We start from the raw sequence: 18,096 nt of genomic DNA, 5'->3' as shown, positions 1-18,096 counted from the left end.
GTAAACCGGGATCGGTTAGAACTCGTCGGGCTGGGAAGGCGGAGTGGGCGGCGGCGTGGTTCCGGGAGGAAGAGGGGGAGCGGGGCGAGGCTGGAGGGAGGAGCCTTTCTTCTTCTTTTTCCGGTTCTTCGGGTTGTTGTAATAGTCGGCGTAGGCGCCGTAGTAGTAATAGCCCTCGTCGCTGTTGGTGGCGACCGAGTTGAGGGCGACGCCGACGAGGTTCCCCTGGACTTCCTCGATGGCTTTCTTCGTCCGGATCGAGATTTCGCGGGGATAGCGGCGGTGCTGGATGACCATGACGACCTTGTCGACCTCGTGGGCGATGACCGAGGCGTCGCTGACGCCGAGGGCGGGCGGGGAGTCGATGAAGATAACCTGGTACTTCTCCTTCAGCTCGACGATGATTTCCCGGAGGACCTGGTTGTCGAAACGGCTGATGGCGTCGTGGGCGTCTTCGCCTGCGGGGATGATATGGAGGTTCGGGATGGCGGTCTCCCGAATGAGGTCGGCGATGGGGACGCCGCGGATGAGGTGGTCGGCGAGGCCGGGGCCGGAGGCGATGTCGAGGATCGTGTGCTGGGAGGGGCGGCGCAAGTCGGCGTCGAGGATGATGACCGACTGGCCCGCCTCGGCGCAGACGTGGGCGAGGTTGAAGAGGGTGGTCGACTTGCCCTCGCCCGGGCCGCCGCTGATCATGGTGAGGGTGTTGCCGGGGCCGGAGTGGGCCTGGAGGTCGATGCGGGCGCGGAGGATGCGGTAGCTCTCGGCGTGGGGGGTGTCCTTAGGCTCCTTGTTGAGGGGCTTCACGCCGCGGGGGATGATCCCGAGGACGGGAACGCCGAGGGTTTTCTCGACGTCGTTGAGGCTCTTGACGCTGGTGTCGAGGTATTCGATGAAGAAGGCGACAGAGAGGCCGAGCAGGAGCCCGGCGACGCCGGAGAGGGTGATGTTCAGCCACAGGATCGGCCGGACGGGATTGGGATTCGTGTTGGCCGGGGAGATGACGGTGGCCGGCTGGCTGGGCGATTGCTGGTCGAGGTTCTCCTGCTTGTAGCGGATCTCGTATTGGTCGAGGATGTATTGCTGCCGGTCGCGCTCCTTCACGGCTTCCTGGAAGGGGGCCATCTTGTCGCTCTTTTCCTGGCGCAGCTTGTCGCGGAGGGAGGCGACGTCGGCCTCGAGGAGCTTGAGCTTTTCCTCGCTGACGTTGAGATCGATGAGGAGGGCGCGGCGCTTGCCCTCGGCGAGGGACTTCAGCTGTTCCTGGGCGCGGCCGACGGCGGCGCGGAGCGACTGGACGCGGGGGTGTTCCTCGCCGAAGCCGCCCTTGAGGAGGCTCTGGATGTTGGCGCTGCCCTGGAGTTCCTGCTGGCGGATCTGGTCGATGTTGGCGTCGTTCAGGCCGAGGGAGGGGAGGGTGTCGATGAGGTCCTCGGTGGAGAGGTTCTTCAGCTGCTCGTAGCGGACGCGGCGGGCGACGGCGTCCTGCCGGGCGTCGTCGAGCTGCTTCTGCTTCCCTTCGAGTTCCTGGTCGAGGAGCTGGCTCTCGTTCTGGGTGCCGGGGATGATGTCGACGCCGAGCTGGAGGCGCATGTCGTCGACCTTCTTCTTGGCGTCGGTGACGATGGTGCGCTGCTTCTCGATCTGGTCGGCGACGTTGTCGAGGCCGCGGTTGATCCGGTCTTTCTCGTTCTTCGTGCGGACGCCGATATAGGTTTCGGCAATGGTGTTGGCGAGGAGGGGGGCCTCCTCCATCTCCTCGCTGATGCCGGTGATCTGGATGATGTTCGAGCCGCGCTGGGGCTCGACCTTCAGGTGGCGGCCGAGGAGGATCCCGTAGACTTCGTCCTCGCGCAGGAGGCGCTCCCCGTGGAGGTAGCGTTGGGACCACTTCTCGACGAGGTTGAGTTTCTTGATGACGGGATAGAGGATTTCCTTCGATTCGATGGTCGACCGCTCCGACTCGAAGAAAATGGGGTCGAAGGCGTTGCGGTCGCTCTGGCTGAAGACCTGGACGTCCTTGTCCTGCTTGAAGACGCGGATGTCGACGGTGCCGCCGTATTGCTTCTGGAGGACGAAGGCGGAGACGAAGTATCCCGTGCCGAAGGTCAGGATGAAGAGGGTGAGGATGATCCCGAAGCGGGCGCGGATGACCCGCCAATAGTCATTGAAATGGGGGAGATCGATCGACTCGGAAACAGACATGTAAGTAGTGACGTTAAGTCATGGCCGCGCTTCTGGCAAAGCCATTGCGCTGAAAAATGGGGGAGGGACTCACTCGATGTGCTGCTGGGCGATTTCCCGCGCTCTCCCCGCTCCCCGGATGGACGCTGCGGCGCGGGTCCGGCCTAGAACGATCCGGTCAGACCGATCGAGATCTGATTGCGGTTGTAGGAGCTGCCGATGGAGGTGGCACCGACGTTGGTCAGGGTGTAGCCGGCGTTCAGGTTGAGATACTGGGTGAGGTCGTATCCCAATCCGGCGGTGAGGCCGAGGGTGTTCTCGTAGTAGCTGCTGGCCCCCGCGTTGATCGAGGTGTCGCCGTCGCTCTTGTTCAACGAATAGCTGCCCTGGAGGCGGCCGGTGAGCTTCGCGGTGAACTTGTAGGAACCGGCGAGGGAGAAGGAATCGGTCGTCGCGCTGCTGTAGCTGGAGACGTCGGTCGGGGCGACGCTGTGGAGGTAGCTGAAATCGAGGGAGCTGCGGGCCCCGGTCTGCCAGGTGACGAAGGCGGTGGCGTAGGGGGCGAAGCTGCTGTTGAGGCCGCTCGCGTCGTAGACGGTGTAGACGCCGCCGCCGCGCGCCCCGACGGTGACCTCGGGGAGGACGGTCCAGTCGGCGCCGGTGTAGATCGTGTAGGAGTTCCAGCTGCGGCTGACCGGGAGGCCGGTGGTGGTGGAGACGGTCTTGTATTCGTAGTCCTGGATGCTGATCGAGCCGCCGTTCACGAGGGTGACGGTGGGGGTGAGGGTGTAGCGGAAGTCGTTCTGGAGGGTGTGGGCGTCGCGGTTGTTGGTGTTGGCGACGGTCTTGTCGTCGTAGCTGTAATAGTCGTTCGTGTAGGAACTGACGGTCGAGAGCTTCGGGGTCCAGGTGGTGGTGCCCTGGAGGCTGAACGTGTTGTTGAAGTAGGTGCCGGCGACGCGGTTCACGACGCTGCCGGTGCTGATCTCGGGTTCCTGGGCGTAGTGGACGCGGTCCCGGGCGTCGAGGCTGAAGCGGCTGGAGAAGGTGTGGTTGGCGCGGAGGACGAGGTCGTGGCCGAAGTCGAAGGTCTTGTCGCGGTCGGCGTAGGCGGTGGCGTCGAAGGTGTACCGGGCGGAGAGCAGGGTATCGGCCATCGGATAATTGAAGAGGAAGCTCGGCTCGACGGTGGTCTTGTAGTCGCTGACCTTATTATCGTGCGCTGTGTAAATATTGTCGTCGTATTCCTCGCGGAGGGAGGCGGAAACGGAGAAGGCCTTCTTCGACTCGGCCTTAAGCTGGGCCTGGGTCTTCGTGTACTCCTCACCCTGCTGTAGGGGAGCAACCCCGGCACCCGCCTCGGGCATGGTAATGAGATTACCCAGGTCGGGCTGCTGCGCGAAGAGGGGGAGGGCGGAGGCTGCCAGAACCGCCAAGGTAGGAATGCTTAATTTCATTGCCAAGCGTACGTTGGTTTATTCTTCCTATTTTTTACGCTAAGACAACAACAAAATTGATGGTGATTAGGCAATGTGGGAAAATACCTAAAATGACCTAAGTGGCTGTCGATTGGGTTATTTTTGGGGCCAACGAGGGCGATCGGTCAGCAGGAGGTACTCGTTTTCGTTCGGGGGGAGGCGGATGAGGGCGGTGAGGGGAATCTCGGCGGGACGCTGGAGGCCGAGGACGAGGAGGGCCCATCCTTTCCACTCGCCCTTGTAGATTTCGTTGAGGGCCTGGGAATTCATGCTGAGGGGGGTCAGGAGAATGCCGGAGAGGGGGTGGACGTAGTCATTGATTTCGATGAAATCCTTCGTGGTGGCGGGGAGCCAGAGGGAGGTCCGATCGCCGTACCAGGCGGTGGCGTAGGGGATGTCGGTGGCGATGATCTCGTCTTCCATATACCACCGGGAGGCGAGCGTGATCATCGGGGGATGGTAGGGGGGATAATGGAAGGCCGATCCCTCGGGCTTCAGGAGGGCGAGGAAGAAGGGGAAGCAGTTGAGCCCGACGAAGAGCCAGAGGACGACCTTGCGGAGGAGGCCGAGGCCGAGCTCGAGGCGGTCGAGGAGGATGTGGAAGAAGGAGGCTCCGAAGACGGTGATGACGGCGAGGAGGAGGACGAGGCGGTTCTGGCTCGACAGGAGTTTCGGCTCCGAGGCGGCGATGGCGGGGCCGACGACGAGGAGGAGGAGGGCGACGAGGGTGACGTAGCGGAGTTTCTGCGCGTGGGTCCGCTTGAAGAAGTGAAGGAGCCCGGCGAAGAAGAAGAAGACGATGAAGCTGGCTCCCAGGTTGGAGAAGCCGTTCTCGATGCTCCAGCGGAGGCCGTGGATGAGGTTGTGGAAGCTGGCCCCCCAGGGGGAGAGGGTGTCGACGATCGGATGGTAGGACCGCTGGAGGAGGGTGCCGGGATAGCCTTCCCCGCCGGCGGCAAGGAGAAGGACGGCCCCGCCGAAGAGATCGCCGGTGAGGGAATAGTTGCGGAAGAGCCAGGGGAGGTCGACGAGGCCGCAGGCGACGAGGAGGATCACGATCGGAAGGCCCCGGGAGCGCAGGAAGAGGGCGGCGAGGAAGAGGGCGGGGATGAGCCAGAGGGCGCTGTAATCGGAAAGCGCGGCGAGGGCGAGGAAGAGGCTGCTGCCGGTGAAGTTCAGGAGGACGGAGGCCGAGGCGCCGCGCTCCTCCTTCTCGTTGGCCAGGAAGGCGCGGTGGAGGAAGAGGGCGGAGAGGGTGAGGAGGAGGAGGGTGAAGGAGGTGGCGAGGCCGGTGACGGAAAAGCGCCAGAGGATGGGGGAGAAGAGGAGGAGGATGCCGGAGAGCTGGGCGACGCGGAGGTCGAAGAGGGCGAGGGCGAGGAAGAAGCCGGTGAAGGCGGTGGCGACGAGGCAGGCCTGGTTGAAGAGAAGGGCGATGAGCTCGGCCCGGTTCGCGAAGGGATTGCCCGAGATGGGGGCCTCGAAGGAGACGCCGGTGATCTTGTAGAGGACGGCGAGGGCGGCGGGGTAGAGGGGCGGGGTCAGCGTTTCCGGCAGGGAGAGTTTCGGCAGAGCGGTCGGAACGGCGGAGCCGAGTTCGGACGAAAGGCCGCCGGTGGCGAGGAAGGCGCGGTTCCGGTCCTGGGAGAGGCGGAAGGGGGTGAGGACTTTGGTGCTGTACCCTTCGCCCCGGGCGAGCTGCCGGGCGATCTGGGCGTTGTCCATCGCCTGGGTCTCGCCGAAGCTGTGGAAGTTTCCGTTCCCCGGATTGAGGCCGACGTCGTACCAGGCGGCGAGGCCGAGGAAGATGATGGAGAAGGTGATGAGGCGGACCCAGGCGGTTCCCTTGCCGAGTTCGAGGGTGTAGAGGAGCTGGTGGAAAGTCATGGGGGGAGGAGGGGATGCGGTTTAAAGGTGCTCGAGTTGGTACTCGTTGATTTTCCGGTGGAGGGTGCGGCGGCTGATGCCGAGCATCTTCGCCGCCTCGGTCCGGTTTCCCTGGCAGATCTTCAGCGATTGGATGATGAACTTTTTCTCCATCGCCTCAAGATTGAGGTTGTGGGAATCGAAGGAGGTGCCGCCCGTCCCGCCAAGACCGGAAAGCGCGGGGGGCATGAAGAGGCGCTCGGGGAGGTCGTGGAGGTCGACGGTCTCCCCGCGGGCGAGGACGACGCCGTGCTCGACGGCCATGCGGAGTTCCCGGACGTTGCCCGGCCAGTCGTAGGCGAGGAGGGCCTCCCGCGCGGAGGGGGTGATGTGGAGGACCCGCTTGTCGTTCTCCTTCGAGAATTCCTTGAGGAAGGCGGCGAGGAGGAGGGGGATGTCCTCCTTGCGCTGCCGCAGGGGCGGCATGGTGATCTTGACGACGTTGAGGCGGAAGTAGAGGTCCTCGCGGAATTTCCCCTCGGCGACCATCGATTCGAGGTTCCGGTTCGTCGCGGCGATGATGCGGGTGTCGACCTCGATGGTCTGGTTGCCCCCGACGCGCTGGAGGGTCCGCTCGCCGATGACGCGGAGGAGCTTCACCTGGGTCGAGGCGTCGATCTCGCCGATCTCGTCGAGGAAGAGGGTGCCGTGGTTGGCCTCCTCGAAGCGGCCGATGCGCCGCTCGGTCGCGCCGGTGAAGGAGCCTTTCTCGTGGCCGAAGAGCTCGCTCTCCAGGAGCTGCGGGGAGAGCGCGGCGCAATGGACGGTGACGAGGGGCTTTTCCTTGCGCGGGCTGAGGCCGTGGAGGGCCTGGGCGGCGAGTTCCTTCCCGGTTCCGCTTTCCCCTTCGATGAGGACGCTGGCCCGGGCGGGGGCGACCTGCTGGATTTTCTCCAGGATCTGCTGCATCACCGGCGAATTCCCGAGGAGGCGCTCGACGCCGAATTTCTTGTCGAGGGCCTTCTTCAGCTGGACGTTCTCGGCCTCGACGCGGGTGGAGCGGAGGGCGCGGGCGAGGAGCATCTCGAGCTTGTCGAGGTTCAGCGGCTTCGTGACGTAGTCGTAGGCCCCCCGGCGCATCGCCTCGACGGCGTTGTCGACCGAGCCGTAGGCCGTCATGAGGAGGGAGACGGGGGGCTTCGGGAGGCTCTGGGCCTTGGAAAGGAGATCCATGCCGCTCTCGGTGCCGAGGCGGAGATCGGTGAGGAGGAGGTCGATCGGCTCGGTTTCGAGGACGTTCCAGGCCGACTGGATGTCGGGGGCGAGGTAGACCTCGTACTTGTCCTCGAAGGCGCGGCGGAGGCCGTCGCGGGTGTTTTTCTCGTCCTCGACGATGAGGAGGCCGGGGAGGTTTCCCTTCAGTTCGGGGAGATGTTTCATTTCTTGGCTTGGATGTCGGAGGCCGGGGCGCCTCCGTCGGGGGAACCGGCGGTGAGGAGGCGGACGCGTCGCTCGGGCAGGGGGAGGAGGATGCGGACGGTGGTGCCGCGGCCTTCATGGCTCTCGATCTGCATCTCGCCGCCGTGGTCGCGGACGATGCGGCGGACGATGAGGAGGCCGAGGCCGGTGCCGGAGGCCTTCGTGGTGTAGTAGGGCTCGAAGATGCGGGTGATCCGGTCGGGGGAGATGCCGGAGCCGTTGTCGATGAAGGAGAGGATGAGGTGGGTGTCGTCCCGCTCGGAGACGATGCGGAGGATGCCGCCGGTCCGCATCGCCTGGACGCCGTTCTTGATGAGGTTGTAGAAGGCCTGCTTGATCTGGTCCCGGTCGATCAGGAGGGCCGGGGCGCCGGGGTCGAGGTCGATCTCGACGAGCATGTCCCGGTCGTCGATCTCGGGCTTCAGGAAGGCGACCGATTCCTCGAGGAGGGCGTTGAGGTTCTCCGGCTTCAGCTGGGGGGAGGTGGGGCGGACGGCGCGAAGGAAATTCGCGATGATGGTGTCGAGGCGGGCGATCTCCGACTGGAGGACCTGCCACGATTCCTTCGTGGCGGGCGACTTGAAGGCGTCGAGACGCCTCAGGTCGCGCTCCAGAAGCTGGAGGTGGATGTTGAGGGAGTTCAGCGGGTTGCCGAGCTCGTGGGCGACGCCCGCGGCGAGGAGGGTGAGGGCTCCGAGCTTTTCCGACTCGATGGTCTCCCGCGTCTCCTCGCGGGCGAGGGTGAGGTCGCGGAAGATCAGGACGAAGCCGCCCGCGGGCGGGCCCTTTCGGGGGCGGCCCTGGCCGTGGTCGGAGGCGTCGAGGGGGACGCAGCTGAGGTTGAGCTGGCGGCGGAGGGGATAGGTGACCTCGAGGTCGCGGTTGAGGATCTGCTTCTCGGCGAGGAGGGAGGCCCACGGGATGCCGCGCAGGTAGCGCGAGATCGGCTGCTGGAGGGCTTCCTCCCCGGGGAGCCCCAGCAGGTCCTCGACGGCGTGGTTGAGGTAGAGGATGCGCCCCTCGGGATCGATGACGACGATCCCTTCCTGGAGGGTGTTGAAGACGGTTTCGAGGAACCCCTTTTCCCGGGCGAGCTGCTGGAGGTAATTCTGCAGGTCGTCGGAGCCGACGCGGTCGATCCGGTGGAGGAGCTTGTCGAGGAAGGTGTTCTTCATGGCCTGCGGGGTGGAACCGGTGGCGTCGTCCTAGGGCTGGGCCTGCTGGGGTTGCTGAGTTTGCTGCGCCGGAGGGATGGGGGCCATGGCCGTGGGATCGGAGGGAATGGCGGGGGGAACGGTGGAGATCTCGGGCGCGGGCTCGGGGACGGCGGGGGCGGTCGGGATGTTGAGGACGGCGGGCGCGGAGGGCGGGGAAGAAGGGGGGCCGGGTTCGAGGTTCGGCTCGGAGAACGAGGCGCGGAAGGCGGCGGCGAGGGGGGACTTCGTGCTGCGGAGGAAATCGCCGATGCCGTCGGCGATGAATTCGGCGAGCTTCTGGCGATAGGCGGTCTGGGCGATGAGGCGCGACTCGAGCGGGTTCGTGAGGAAGCCTCCCTCGACGAGGGTGGCGGGGAGGGGGTTCTCCTTGAGGACGACGAAGCGGGCCCGCTTCACGCCCCGGTCGGCCTCGAGGTCGCCGGGGTTGAGGCCGTTGGAGATGCGCCGGTGGATGGAGGAGGCGAGGAGGATGTTGAGGGGGTTTTCCTCGTTACCGGGGACGTTCTCGAAGTCGGATTGGCGGAGGGAGCCCTCGGAGCTGGTGGAGGAGGCGCCGCGCGGCGTCTCGGCATAGGTCTCGAGGCCGCGCGCGCCCCGGCCCGCCGAGTTGAAGTGGATGCTGACGAAGAGGAAATCGGGATAGCGTTCGCCGAAGCGGGCCCGTTCCTCGAGGGGGATGAACTCGTCCCGGCGGCGGGTGAGGACGGTGGTGACGTTCCGGGACTGGAGGAGCCGCTCCAGGCGGAAGGCGGTGTCGAGGGTGTAGGTCTTCTCCATGCCGCCCTGGGTCGAGTAGGCACCGTTGTCGGCCCCGCCGTGGCCGGGGTCGATGATGACGCCCTTGAAGGGGTTGTCGGTGGCGATCTTGGCGGGACGGAGGAGGGGCTCGAAGAAGTAGGCGAGGTCGATGCGGGAGACGTACCAGCCGCCCTCTTCGGCGAGGACGGGGAAGCTGAGGTAGTGGCAGACCCCGTTGTAGGTGATCCGGGTGCTGTCGGCCTCGAAGGTGATCTGCCCGCGCGGCCCCTTCACGGAGAGGCGGTGGTTGTCGTTGACGGTGGGGGAGGGGAATTCGTAGAAGGCGCAGAAATCGGCGAGGGGGAGGTAGTCCCGATGGTTGCGGGTGACGAGGTGCCAGCTGGTGTTCTCGGCCCGGAGGAGTCCGGGGAAGAGGAGGAACAGCTGCGGGAGCAGGAGGAAAAGGAGGCGGAGCTTGAACTTCACGGCGGCAGGCATGGCTAGGCTAGACGACGGGAACGGACGCCTTGTTTCACTCTTTTCGCTCTTTTTCGGGGAGCCGGGGAAAGGAGCGGGAGATTGTCGATGAGGCGGGTCTTGCCGACGCGGATGGCGGCGCAGAGGCGGCCGTCGACGGCCTCGACGTAATCGAGCGTCAGCCCGGGAAGGCGGGTGATGTGGGTGCGGAACCAGGCGGCGGGGGCGGGCTGGACCACGGCGGCCTGGAGGAGGAGGGGGAGGGCGAGGGCCCGGTTCCGCTCGGCGGGGGTGAGGTAGCGGTTGCGGGAGCTGAGGGCGAGGCCGTCCCGGTCCCGGACGATCTCGACGGGGACGATCCGGACGGGAAGGGCGAGATCGCGGACGACGCGCTCGATGACGGAGAGCTGCTGGGCATCCTTCAGGCCGAAGAAGGCGAGATCGGGCTGGGTGAGGGCGAAGAGCTTCGTGACGACGGTGGCGACGCCCCGGAAGTGGCCGGGACGCGATCCGCCGCAGCGGCCGAGGGAGGCGGCCTCCTCGGTTACCCAGGTGCTGTGGTCGGGGGCGTAGAGGTTCGCGGGGTTGAAGAGGACATCGACGCCGAGGCGGCGGCAGAGGGCGGCGTCGGCGTCGAGGGGACGGGGATAGCGGGAGAGGTCTTCCTTCGGGCCGAACTGGGTCGGGTTCACGTAGAGGGAGACGATCACGTGGGCGGCCTGCTTGCGCGCCTGGCGGATCAATTCGGCATGGCCCTCGTGGAGCGCGCCCATGGTCGGGACCAGGGCAATCCGGGCTCTTTGTCCCACTTTCTCCCGTTTCCACCGGAGGGCCAATTGCTGCATGAGGTCGGGCGAAGTGATGCGACGCATGGAATGTGACATTATTACCCGCTTTCGGGGTGGGGGCAAGGACGAGAAAAGGTGACGCTCTCCGGGCCGGACTTCAAGTCGCGGTTTTGGCGCGAGTTTAATGCCGTAGGAGGGGCTTGTTTTACCGACGTGATCTATTTGTTTTATATTAGACTGTGAAAATTGCGTTAATTTCTGTTGAATTTCGTATTACTTTTGTTTTGAGTGAGTTACGACGGAATTTTTAGGGAATCCAAAAAACACCAATCGGACGGAACCGGCTTTAAAGCGGATGAATCGGTCGCCGTTATTTTCAAGGGAGTGAATTTATGGCAGGAGGAGTTATGATGGCAGGATCAAAGGCAATGACGCCCGAAATGATGTACGACGGGATCGCCAAATCGTTGATGGGCGACGATCCCGAATTCTTGGTCCGCTGCATCGCGGGGCTCAAGGTCTCCGCCGTCTCGATCCGGCTCGAAGGGTCCGATCTGCTCAGCATTGCGATCCAGAAGAATGCCTGCCGCTGCATCGAGTCGCTGAAGCGGCTCGGCTTCGAGGTCGACCGCCTCAGCCCCAGCGCGGGAAAGCATCCTCTCGAGGAGGCGATCGACGCGAAGACGCCGGTGATGGTCGAGTACCTCCTCCGCGCCGGAACGAATCCCAATAGCCCCCACACCCGCTACGGCACGATCATGCACGCCGCCGCCGCGACCCGCCTGATCGACAGCCTCCTCCCCGTCCTCCTGGCCCGAAAGGGCGACGCGAACATCCGCCATCCGGTCGACCAGTCTTCCCCGCTCCATGCCGCCGTCGTCTCCGGGCAGATGCTGAACGTCGAGCAGCTGCTCGACCGCAAGGCGATCGTCAATCTCTCCGACGACAAGGGCCGGACGCCGCTCCATCTCTCGGTGAACCTCGCCGACAACGGGACGATCATGATCCGCCTCCTCGATTACGGCGCCGATCCGACCGCGCCCGACCTGGAGGGGAAGACCCCCCTCGACCTTGCCAAGGAGCGGGGCGAGAAGTCCCTCATCCGTCCGCTGGAGGAGCGTTCCGCCTGGGGTTCCCTGCTGACGCCGCAGTTCCCGATGTCGAAGAAGGCGGTGATGAAGCCCGAGCCCTCCCGGATCGAAGTCCTCGGCTTCATCGAGCGGGGCAACCGGCAGCTGATCGTGAATTGCTTCGAGAACAAGGGCGTGACGGCATGGGACCCGACGAAGACGGCGAAGGCCTCGCCCCTCCTCCTGGCGCTCGAAAACCGCCGCCTCGACCTCGCCGCGCTCCTCCTGGCCTACGGCCTCGGCGTCAACGACCGGGGCGAGGAAAAGCGGAACGTGGTCTATTACCTCTTCAAGGCGACGAAGAGCCCCGAGGCGCTGAAGGCCTTCCTGCTGGCGATCCACCGCCTCAATCCCCTCCTGCTGACGGAGGAAGACGCGAAGGGCCATCGGCCCCTGAAAGCGGCGATCGAGGACGGCGCGGAGATCGATTACGCGCTCGGCGAAGAGCTGATCGGGTCGACGTACTAAACGACGTCGGGAACCCCGCCGCCAGGCCGCAGGAACTCGACGGCGTGGGCTGCCGTCAGCGGCCCAGGCCGCCGAAGGCCTTGCGGCCGCTCCACAGCAGGAACGCGGCGAGCAGGCAGATCAGGATCAGCACCGGCTCGAAGAGCCCCGCCCCCTTCGTGATGAAGAGGTGGAAGGCGAGGATGTTCACGATGATCGGCCCGAGGACGAGGAGGCCGAAGTTTCGCGTCCGGGGAATGGCGACGAGGAGGCCGCCGATCAATTCGCAGACTTTCACGAACGTCATGTAGCCCGTGGGGACGAAGGCGTCCATGAAGGAGGCCGCGGGGCCCGGCGGGAGGGAGGGCGTCGGCGCGAGCTTCAGGAGTACCATGAGGGAGAAGACGACGAAGAGGAGGCCGAGCAGGGCTCCGGCGATATGGGCGGCGATTTTCATGGGATGAGAGAGGTCCTGATCGGTCCTTATAATTGATTAAAGCGGCTCTTCGCCTTCGTTCCCGGCGTCCTTGCGGGCCTGGCGCATCTTTTCCAGCAGTTCGGTCGCGTCCTCGACCTCGTCCCAGACCTCGCGGCTGACGAAGATCGGGCGTTTCTTGGCCAGGGCGATGGCGAGGCAGTCGCTCGGGCGGGCGTCGATCTCGATGATCTTCTGGTGGACCTCGTTCTCGGCCTTCAGGATGATGCGGGCGAAGTAGGTGTTGCTCCGCAGGTCGTTGATCACGACGCGGTCGATGGCGATGTCGAAGGCGTCGAAGATCAGGCCGATCAACTCGTGGGTGAGGGGGCGCTCGCTCCGCTCGTCCCGCATGGAAAGGGCAATGGCGCGGCCGACGTAGGAATCGACGGTGATGACGAAGACCTTCTCCTCGTTCCCCAGGATGATGGCCACGCCCTGCTGCTCGGTCGGGAAGACGCCCTCGACTCGGACGGGCACAACGTCGGATTTCACTGGGCCTATTTAAACATCCGGAGCCGGGTTGACAAGCCAAGCGATGGGAGGGGGACCAAACAGGCCCGAACCGGCCTTAATGCCAGTTGCTTTTCCCCTGTTTTTCTTTCTCGCTCCGCGAGGGCATTGTGTCAGTCGTGAAAAATCTTTCGTGGAACCTGCAGATGCATTGCCAAAACCCCGCCGCTTCTTATAGTCCGCCAAATGACTACCCCCGACGGGCAATGGGATCTCCAGGAAGCACTTCAGACGTACCAGATCGATCGTTGGGGCGCGGGCTATTTCGGCGTTAACGACAAGGGCAACATCTCGGTCAGCCCGCTCCAGGAGCAGGGCGCGCAGATCGACATGGCCGAGGTGATCGAGGACGCCCGCGAGCGCGGCCTGAAGTTCCCGATGCTCCTCCGCTTCCAGGACCTCCTGCGCCACCGGGTGCAGCGGCTGAACGAGGCCTTCGGCGAGGCGATCCGCGAGGCCGGCTACGGCGGCGTCTACCGCGGCGTCTTTCCCATCAAGGTGAACCAGCTTCGCGAGGTCGTCGAGGAGATCGTCGACGCCGGGGCGCCCTACCACCACGGCCTCGAGGTCGGGAGCAAGCCGGAGCTCTTCGCGGGGCTGGCGATGCACACTGACCTCGAAAGCCTGATGATCTGCAACGGCTACAAGGACAAGACCTTCATCGAGACCGCCCTCATGGGCCGCAAGCTCGGCAAGACGATCATCATGGTCGTCGAGAAGATCGAGGAATTGAAGGCGATCATCGACATCTCCCGCAACATGAACGTCGAGCCGATGATCGGCATCCGCGTCCGCCTCAGCACGAAGAGCGGCGGGAAGTGGGCCCTCTCCGGCGGGGAAAACGCGAAGTTCGGCCTCTCCACGGCGGAGCTGCTGGAGGCGGCGGAGATCCTGCGGGGCAACGGGATGGCCCATTGCTTCAAGCTGATCCACTTCCACATCGGCTCCCAGATCCCCGACATCCAGACGGTGAAGCGGGCGGCCCGCGAGGGGGCGCGCTACTACGGGAAGCTCTGGAAGGAAGGCTTCGCCCTCGGCTACCTCGATGTCGGCGGCGGCCTCGGCGTCGACTATGACGGCAGCCGGTCGGCCAACGACACGAGCATCAATTACACGCTGAACGAATACGCCCGGGACATCGTCTACAACGTCGCCGAGATATGCAACGAGGAGCAGGTCCCCCATCCGACGCTCGTCAGCGAGAGCGGCCGCGCCGTCGTCGCCCACCACTCGGTCCTCATCGTCGATGTCTTCGGCGCGATCGAGAAGACGAAGCGGGAGAAGACCTCGGAGAACATCGTCCCGGCCCACAAGCTGGCCGCCGATCTCCTCGAGATCCGCCAGACGCTGAACCGGAAGAACCGCCGGGAGCTCTTCCACGACGCCCTCCAGATCAAGGAGGATTGCGAGGCGCGGTTCAACCTCGGCCTCCTCGACCTCCAGGCGAAGGCCCAGATCGAGACCCTCTTCTGGGAAATCGCCGAGGAAATCGTCCGCCACTACCGCGGCGCGCCGACGATCCCGAAGGAAATTCGGGAGCTCGAGGATTCCCTCGGCGACCAGTTCCTCTGCAACTTCTCCCTCTTCCAGTCCCTGATCGACCATTGGGCGCTCGGCCAGATGTTCCCCATCGCCCCGGTCCATCGCCTCAACGAGAAACCGGCCCACCAGGGGACCCTCGTCGACATCACCTGCGATTCCGACGGGAAGATCTCCGAGTTCATCACCGGCGAGGAAGTCCTCCAGGGGACGCTCCCCCTCCACGCGATCGACGGACGGCCCTACTACCTCGGCATCTTCCTGATGGGGGCCTACCAGGACATCATGGGCGACCAGCACAACCTCTTCGGCAACGTGAACGAGGCCCACGTCTTCCTCGATCCCGACGAGGAGGACGGCTTCTATATCGAGGAGACGATCCCCGGCGTCAGCATCGGGGAGATGCTCGCCTCGGTGCAGTACGATCCCCACCTGATCGAGCGGGCGATGAAGGCCCAGATCGACGCGGCGATCAAGGCCGACGTCCTCAAGCCGAACGAGGGGATGCGCCTCCTGGAGAATTACGAAAAGGGCCTGAAGGGGTCGACGTACCTCCAGTTCGATTAAGCCGCGCCGTCGAAATGAAAGCCCTCCGCCTTGCCGGGATTTTCCTGCTGGGCTGGGGGCTTTTTTGCGCCGTACCGCCCCGGGCCGCGGCGGGGGAGGGGAAGACCTTCACGGCGTGCTGGTGGAACGTCGAGAACTTCGGCGTCACCGACCGCTTCATCGACGGGCGGCATGTCCTTTCGGCGATGAAACCGGCGGCGGAGATCAACGCCGTCGTCGCAATCCTCCGCAAGATCGATCCCGATATCGTCGGCGTCGCCGAGATCATCCGCGACCCGCAGGACCGGAACATCCATCTCTTCCGGGAGGTGCTGAAGCAGGCGGGCCTCGATTATCCCTGCATGGCGACGGTGCTGGGCCACGATACCCGGATCCAGCTCCTCCTCCTTTCCCGCTTTCCGATCGTCGCCGCCGAGGAGCTGAACAAGGACCGTTTCCCCGTCACGCTGGTCGATGGGCGGACGAGGGAACGGCGCGAGGCCCGTTTCTCCGTGAACCGGGGCTTCGTCTCCGCCGAGATCGAGGTCGCTCCCGGCTATCGGCTGGGGGTGATGCTGGCCCATTTGAAGTCGAAGAAGGCCGACGCGTCGAAGGCCGAGATCGAGATCGCGCCGGAGGAGCCCGGGGAGACGGGTGATGCCGTGGTGCGCCGGAAGGAGGCCCAGACCCTCCGAGGCCAGGCCGATGCCTTCCTGGCACGGCATCCGGGAGAAGACCTCCTCGTCATGGGGGACCTGAACGACACCGAGGAAGGCGGGAGCCTCCGGGCGTTGTGGGGAGGGAAGGGGAAGGAATCGCCGCTCTGGCCCCTGCCACTGGTCGATCGGCTGGGGGAGCAATGGACCGAGGTGGTCTATCCGAAGAAGACCCGGGAGCGGATCGATTACCAGCTGGTGAACGCCTCCCTGCGGACGCGGTTCGAGCCGGAGGGCTCTTTCCTTTACCTCAGCCGCCCCGAGGAAGGCCCGGGCCTCGATGCCACCACGGCGAGCGATCACCGCCCGCTGGTGGCGCGGTTCCGGGTGCCCTAGCGGGAGTGGAGCACCTTGATCAGAATCAGCAGCGGAATCACGACCAATCCCGCGATCAGGATGAACTTCTTGAAGTGATTCTCCAGCAGGTCGCGCACTTTCTCCCCGAAGGCCCGGATGAGGAAGGCGACGAGAAGGAGGCGCGCCCCCCGCCCGATGGCGTCGGCAATGAGGAGCGTCGTCAGCGGGACGCCGCAGATGCCCGAGGTGATGGTGAAGACCTTCGCCGGGATATAGGTGAACGGGCCGCCGATCAGGACGAGGAAGGCGTTCTTCTGGTACTCGGCGGAGACCTTGTCGAACAACTCCGGGTGGAAGCCCGGGATATGGGCGAACATCCACGGCCCGATCAGGTTCCAGCCATGATGGCCGATGTTCCACCCAACGACCGCGCCGAGGAGGGAGAAGGGGAGGGCGATCAGCGGATAGAGCCACCACTTCTTCGGATGGGCGAAGGCGAGAAGGATCAGGATCGCCTCGGGCGGGATCGGGAAGAACGAGGCGTCGGCGAAGGCGACGAGGCAGAGGGCCGGGATCGCATAGGGGGTCGAGCACCAGTGGATCGTCCAATTGTAGAGACGGCGGAAGGGGTGGAGGATCGGGGAGGCTGCCGGTGCGGTTTCCATATCAGAAGCTTTTTCGTTATTCCGGCAGGGCGCGCTGTGAGGAAGTTTACTTTCCGCCTAGGCGCGAGCGGCGCGGTGTGTGTGCGACACACATAAGCCGCGAGCAACAACGGAGGAAAGTAAAATCCCTCCAGCCCGGAGGGTTGGGCCAGAATTGGCCTGCTGGCTTTGTTGCCGATCTCACAAGACCACTGCGGGTATTGCTTCGGCTCGGCGTCGCGCCATCAGGCCAATTCTGCCCCAACGCGCCCTGCCGGAATAACGAAAAAGCTTCTGGGCCTTTAACTAACTATAATTCGGCCCCGTTTTCAGAAGAATCGGGCAATATGGGGCCATTGTGAGGGGGAAGGACGGTTTTGCGTTGACGCTCCCCCAAACGGCTTCATAAATGAAGGCCTGTCGTCCCTTTTTAAGCTCCGCCCCGGCGAGGCGGAGGGGGAGCAGGATGAAGCACAATTATCGAGAATCAGAACACTAAAGGAATCATATGAGCGTTAAAATTGGTATCAACGGGTTCGGCCGCATCGGCCGCCTTGTTTTCCGGGCCATCGTCGAGCAGGGCCTGCTGGGCAAAGAAGTCGAAGTCGTCGCCGTGAACGATCTCGTTCCCGCCGACAACCTCGCCTACCTCGTGAAGTATGATTCCACCCAGGGCCGCTTCAAGGGCGAAGTCCACAGCGAGAAGTCGGCTCCCTCCGTCGCCGAGGACGACGTCCTCGTCGTCAACGGCTTCAAGATCAAGTGCCTCGCCGTGAAGGAAGGCCCCGCCGCGATCCCGTGGAAGGACCTGGGCGTCGACGTCGTCATCGAGTCGACCGGCCTCTTCACCGACGCCGAGAAGGCCAAGGGCCACATCACCGCGGGCGCGAAGAAGGTCATCATCAGCGCCCCCGCGAAGGGCGAGGACATCACCGTCGTCACCGGCGTCAACAACGAGAAGTACGACCCCGCCCTGCACCACATCATCTCCAACGCCAGCTGCACGACGAACTGCCTCGCGCCGATCGTCCACGTCCTCCTGAAGGAAGGCATCGGCATCGAGGAAGGCCTCATGACGACCGTCCACAGCTACACCGCCACCCAGAAGACCGTCGACGGCCCGTCGAAGAAGGATTGGAAGGGCGGCCGTACCGCGGCGACGAACATCATTCCCTCCACGACCGGCGCCGCGAAGGCCGTCGCGCTCGTCTGCCCCGAGGTGAAGGGCAAGCTCACCGGCATGTCGTTCCGCGTCCCGACGCCGACCGTCTCCGTCGTCGACCTCACGGTCAAGACCACGAAGGCGACCAGCTACAAGGAAATCTGCGAGCTCATGAAGAAGGCGAGCGAGACCTACCTCAAGGGCATCCTCGGCTACACCACCGACGAGGTCGTCTCCGGCGACTTCATCCACGACACCCGTTCCAGCATCTTCGACGCCGGCTCGGGCATCGAGCTCAACGAGCACTTCTTCAAGCTCGTCAGCTGGTACGACAACGAGTGGGGCTACTCCAACCGCACCGTCGACCTCCTCAAGCAGGTCGTCAAGGGCCTCTAATACC

General features: G+C 64.5%; 14 protein-coding genes. 4 read left to right on the top strand and 10 right to left on the bottom strand.

What is annotated here, in order from left to right:
• Positions 1 to 15: 15 nt before the first annotated feature.
• The 7 genes from BLU04_RS13150 to panC form a co-directional block, all read right to left on the bottom strand.
• Positions 16 to 2,205: a tyrosine-protein kinase domain-containing protein gene (locus tag BLU04_RS13150; protein ID WP_093286934.1), complete on the bottom strand. Its 2,190-nt coding sequence runs from the start codon at positions 2,203 to 2,205 to the stop codon at positions 16 to 18.
• Positions 2,206 to 2,348: 143 nt separating this feature from the next.
• The gene (locus BLU04_RS13145) at positions 2,349 to 3,641 is read right to left on the bottom strand and encodes an outer membrane beta-barrel protein (protein WP_093286932.1); all 1,293 of its coding nucleotides are present in this window, start codon (positions 3,639 to 3,641) and stop codon (positions 2,349 to 2,351) included.
• Between the two features lie 117 nt (positions 3,642 to 3,758).
• Positions 3,759 to 5,549 carry a hypothetical protein gene (locus tag BLU04_RS13140; RefSeq protein ID WP_093286929.1) on the bottom strand — a complete coding sequence of 597 codons (1,791 nt, stop codon included), beginning with the start codon at positions 5,547 to 5,549 and terminating at the stop codon, positions 3,759 to 3,761.
• Positions 5,550 to 5,570: 21 nt separating this feature from the next.
• A complete protein-coding gene (locus BLU04_RS13135) occupies positions 5,571 to 6,968 on the bottom strand; it encodes a sigma-54 dependent transcriptional regulator (protein WP_093286927.1) in 1,398 nt (465 codons plus the stop codon).
• Positions 6,965 to 8,182 (bottom strand): ATP-binding protein, encoded by a 1,218-nt coding sequence (locus BLU04_RS13130; RefSeq protein ID WP_093286924.1) that lies wholly within the window; start codon positions 8,180 to 8,182, stop codon positions 6,965 to 6,967. The genes BLU04_RS13135 and BLU04_RS13130 overlap by 4 nt, the downstream gene beginning before the upstream one ends.
• 30 nt (positions 8,183 to 8,212) lie before the next feature.
• Positions 8,213 to 9,460, bottom strand: coding sequence for an N-acetylmuramoyl-L-alanine amidase (locus BLU04_RS17110; protein ID WP_093286921.1), 1,248 nt, complete (start codon positions 9,458 to 9,460; stop codon positions 8,213 to 8,215).
• 2 nt (positions 9,461 to 9,462) lie between these two features.
• Entirely contained in the window at positions 9,463 to 10,311 is an 849-nt protein-coding gene (gene panC / locus BLU04_RS13120; RefSeq protein WP_093286919.1) for a pantoate--beta-alanine ligase, read from the bottom strand.
• A gap of 344 nt (positions 10,312 to 10,655) precedes the next feature.
• On the opposite strand from panC, the gene BLU04_RS13115 reads away from it, so the two are divergent.
• Positions 10,656 to 11,825: an ankyrin repeat domain-containing protein gene (locus BLU04_RS13115; protein ID WP_157895348.1), complete on the top strand. Its 1,170-nt coding sequence runs from the start codon at positions 10,656 to 10,658 to the stop codon at positions 11,823 to 11,825.
• Positions 11,826 to 11,880: 55 nt separating this feature from the next.
• On the opposite strand, the gene BLU04_RS13110 is transcribed toward BLU04_RS13115, so the two are convergent.
• Positions 11,881 to 12,261: a hypothetical protein gene (locus tag BLU04_RS13110; RefSeq protein WP_093286914.1), complete on the bottom strand. Its 381-nt coding sequence runs from the start codon at positions 12,259 to 12,261 to the stop codon at positions 11,881 to 11,883.
• Between the two features lie 36 nt (positions 12,262 to 12,297).
• A complete protein-coding gene (locus tag BLU04_RS13105) occupies positions 12,298 to 12,759 on the bottom strand; it encodes a bifunctional nuclease family protein (protein WP_231964867.1) in 462 nt (153 codons plus the stop codon).
• Positions 12,760 to 12,978: 219 nt separating this feature from the next.
• Between BLU04_RS13105 and speA the strand changes: the two genes are divergently transcribed.
• Positions 12,979 to 14,898: a biosynthetic arginine decarboxylase gene (gene speA, locus BLU04_RS13100; protein WP_093286909.1), complete on the top strand. Its 1,920-nt coding sequence runs from the start codon at positions 12,979 to 12,981 to the stop codon at positions 14,896 to 14,898.
• A gap of 14 nt (positions 14,899 to 14,912) precedes the next feature.
• On the top strand, positions 14,913 to 15,929 hold the full coding sequence (locus BLU04_RS13095) for an endonuclease/exonuclease/phosphatase family protein (RefSeq protein ID WP_093286906.1): 1,017 nt from the start codon (positions 14,913 to 14,915) through the stop codon (positions 15,927 to 15,929).
• Here the strand turns inward: BLU04_RS13095 and BLU04_RS13090 are convergent.
• Complete coding sequence (locus tag BLU04_RS13090) at positions 15,926 to 16,555, bottom strand: DedA family protein (RefSeq protein ID WP_093286904.1); 630 nt, start codon at positions 16,553 to 16,555, stop codon at positions 15,926 to 15,928. The two genes, BLU04_RS13095 and BLU04_RS13090, sit on opposite strands and share 4 nt — an antisense overlap.
• Positions 16,556 to 17,042: 487 nt before the next feature.
• Between BLU04_RS13090 and gap the strand changes: the two genes are divergently transcribed.
• Positions 17,043 to 18,092, top strand: coding sequence for a type I glyceraldehyde-3-phosphate dehydrogenase (gap, locus tag BLU04_RS13085; RefSeq protein WP_093286901.1), 1,050 nt, complete (start codon positions 17,043 to 17,045; stop codon positions 18,090 to 18,092).
• The last annotated feature ends 4 nt before the right edge of the window (positions 18,093 to 18,096 follow it).

The sequence above is a fragment of the Verrucomicrobium sp. GAS474 genome, from assembly GCF_900105685.1.
In the GTDB taxonomy this organism is placed as follows: Bacteria; Verrucomicrobiota; Verrucomicrobiia; order Methylacidiphilales; family GAS474; genus GAS474.
The sequence above is the reverse complement of the archived record's forward strand: the minus strand, read 5'-3'. Positions and strand labels throughout refer to the sequence as shown.

Bases quoted from the DNA above. Each gene is read 5' to 3' on its own strand.
- BLU04_RS13150 (WP_093286934.1), bottom strand. From the start codon at position 2,205: ATGTCTGTTTCCGAGTCGATCGATCTCCCCCATTTCAATGACTATTGG.
- BLU04_RS13145 (WP_093286932.1), bottom strand. From the start codon at position 3,641: ATGAAATTAAGCATTCCTACCTTGGCGGTTCTGGCAGCCTCCGCCCTC.
- BLU04_RS13140 (WP_093286929.1), bottom strand. From the start codon at position 5,549: ATGACTTTCCACCAGCTCCTCTACACCCTCGAACTCGGCAAGGGAACC.
- BLU04_RS13135 (WP_093286927.1), bottom strand. From the start codon at position 6,968: ATGAAACATCTCCCCGAACTGAAGGGAAACCTCCCCGGCCTCCTCATC.
- BLU04_RS13130 (WP_093286924.1), bottom strand. From the start codon at position 8,182: ATGAAGAACACCTTCCTCGACAAGCTCCTCCACCGGATCGACCGCGTC.
- BLU04_RS17110 (WP_093286921.1), bottom strand. From the start codon at position 9,460: ATGCCTGCCGCCGTGAAGTTCAAGCTCCGCCTCCTTTTCCTCCTGCTC.
- panC (WP_093286919.1), bottom strand. From the start codon at position 10,311: ATGCGTCGCATCACTTCGCCCGACCTCATGCAGCAATTGGCCCTCCGG.
- BLU04_RS13115 (WP_157895348.1), top strand. From the start codon at position 10,656: ATGACGCCCGAAATGATGTACGACGGGATCGCCAAATCGTTGATGGGC.
- BLU04_RS13110 (WP_093286914.1), bottom strand. From the start codon at position 12,261: ATGAAAATCGCCGCCCATATCGCCGGAGCCCTGCTCGGCCTCCTCTTC.
- speA (WP_093286909.1), top strand. From the start codon at position 12,979: ATGACTACCCCCGACGGGCAATGGGATCTCCAGGAAGCACTTCAGACG.
- BLU04_RS13095 (WP_093286906.1), top strand. From the start codon at position 14,913: ATGAAAGCCCTCCGCCTTGCCGGGATTTTCCTGCTGGGCTGGGGGCTT.
- BLU04_RS13090 (WP_093286904.1), bottom strand. From the start codon at position 16,555: ATGGAAACCGCACCGGCAGCCTCCCCGATCCTCCACCCCTTCCGCCGT.
- gap (WP_093286901.1), top strand. From the start codon at position 17,043: ATGAGCGTTAAAATTGGTATCAACGGGTTCGGCCGCATCGGCCGCCTT.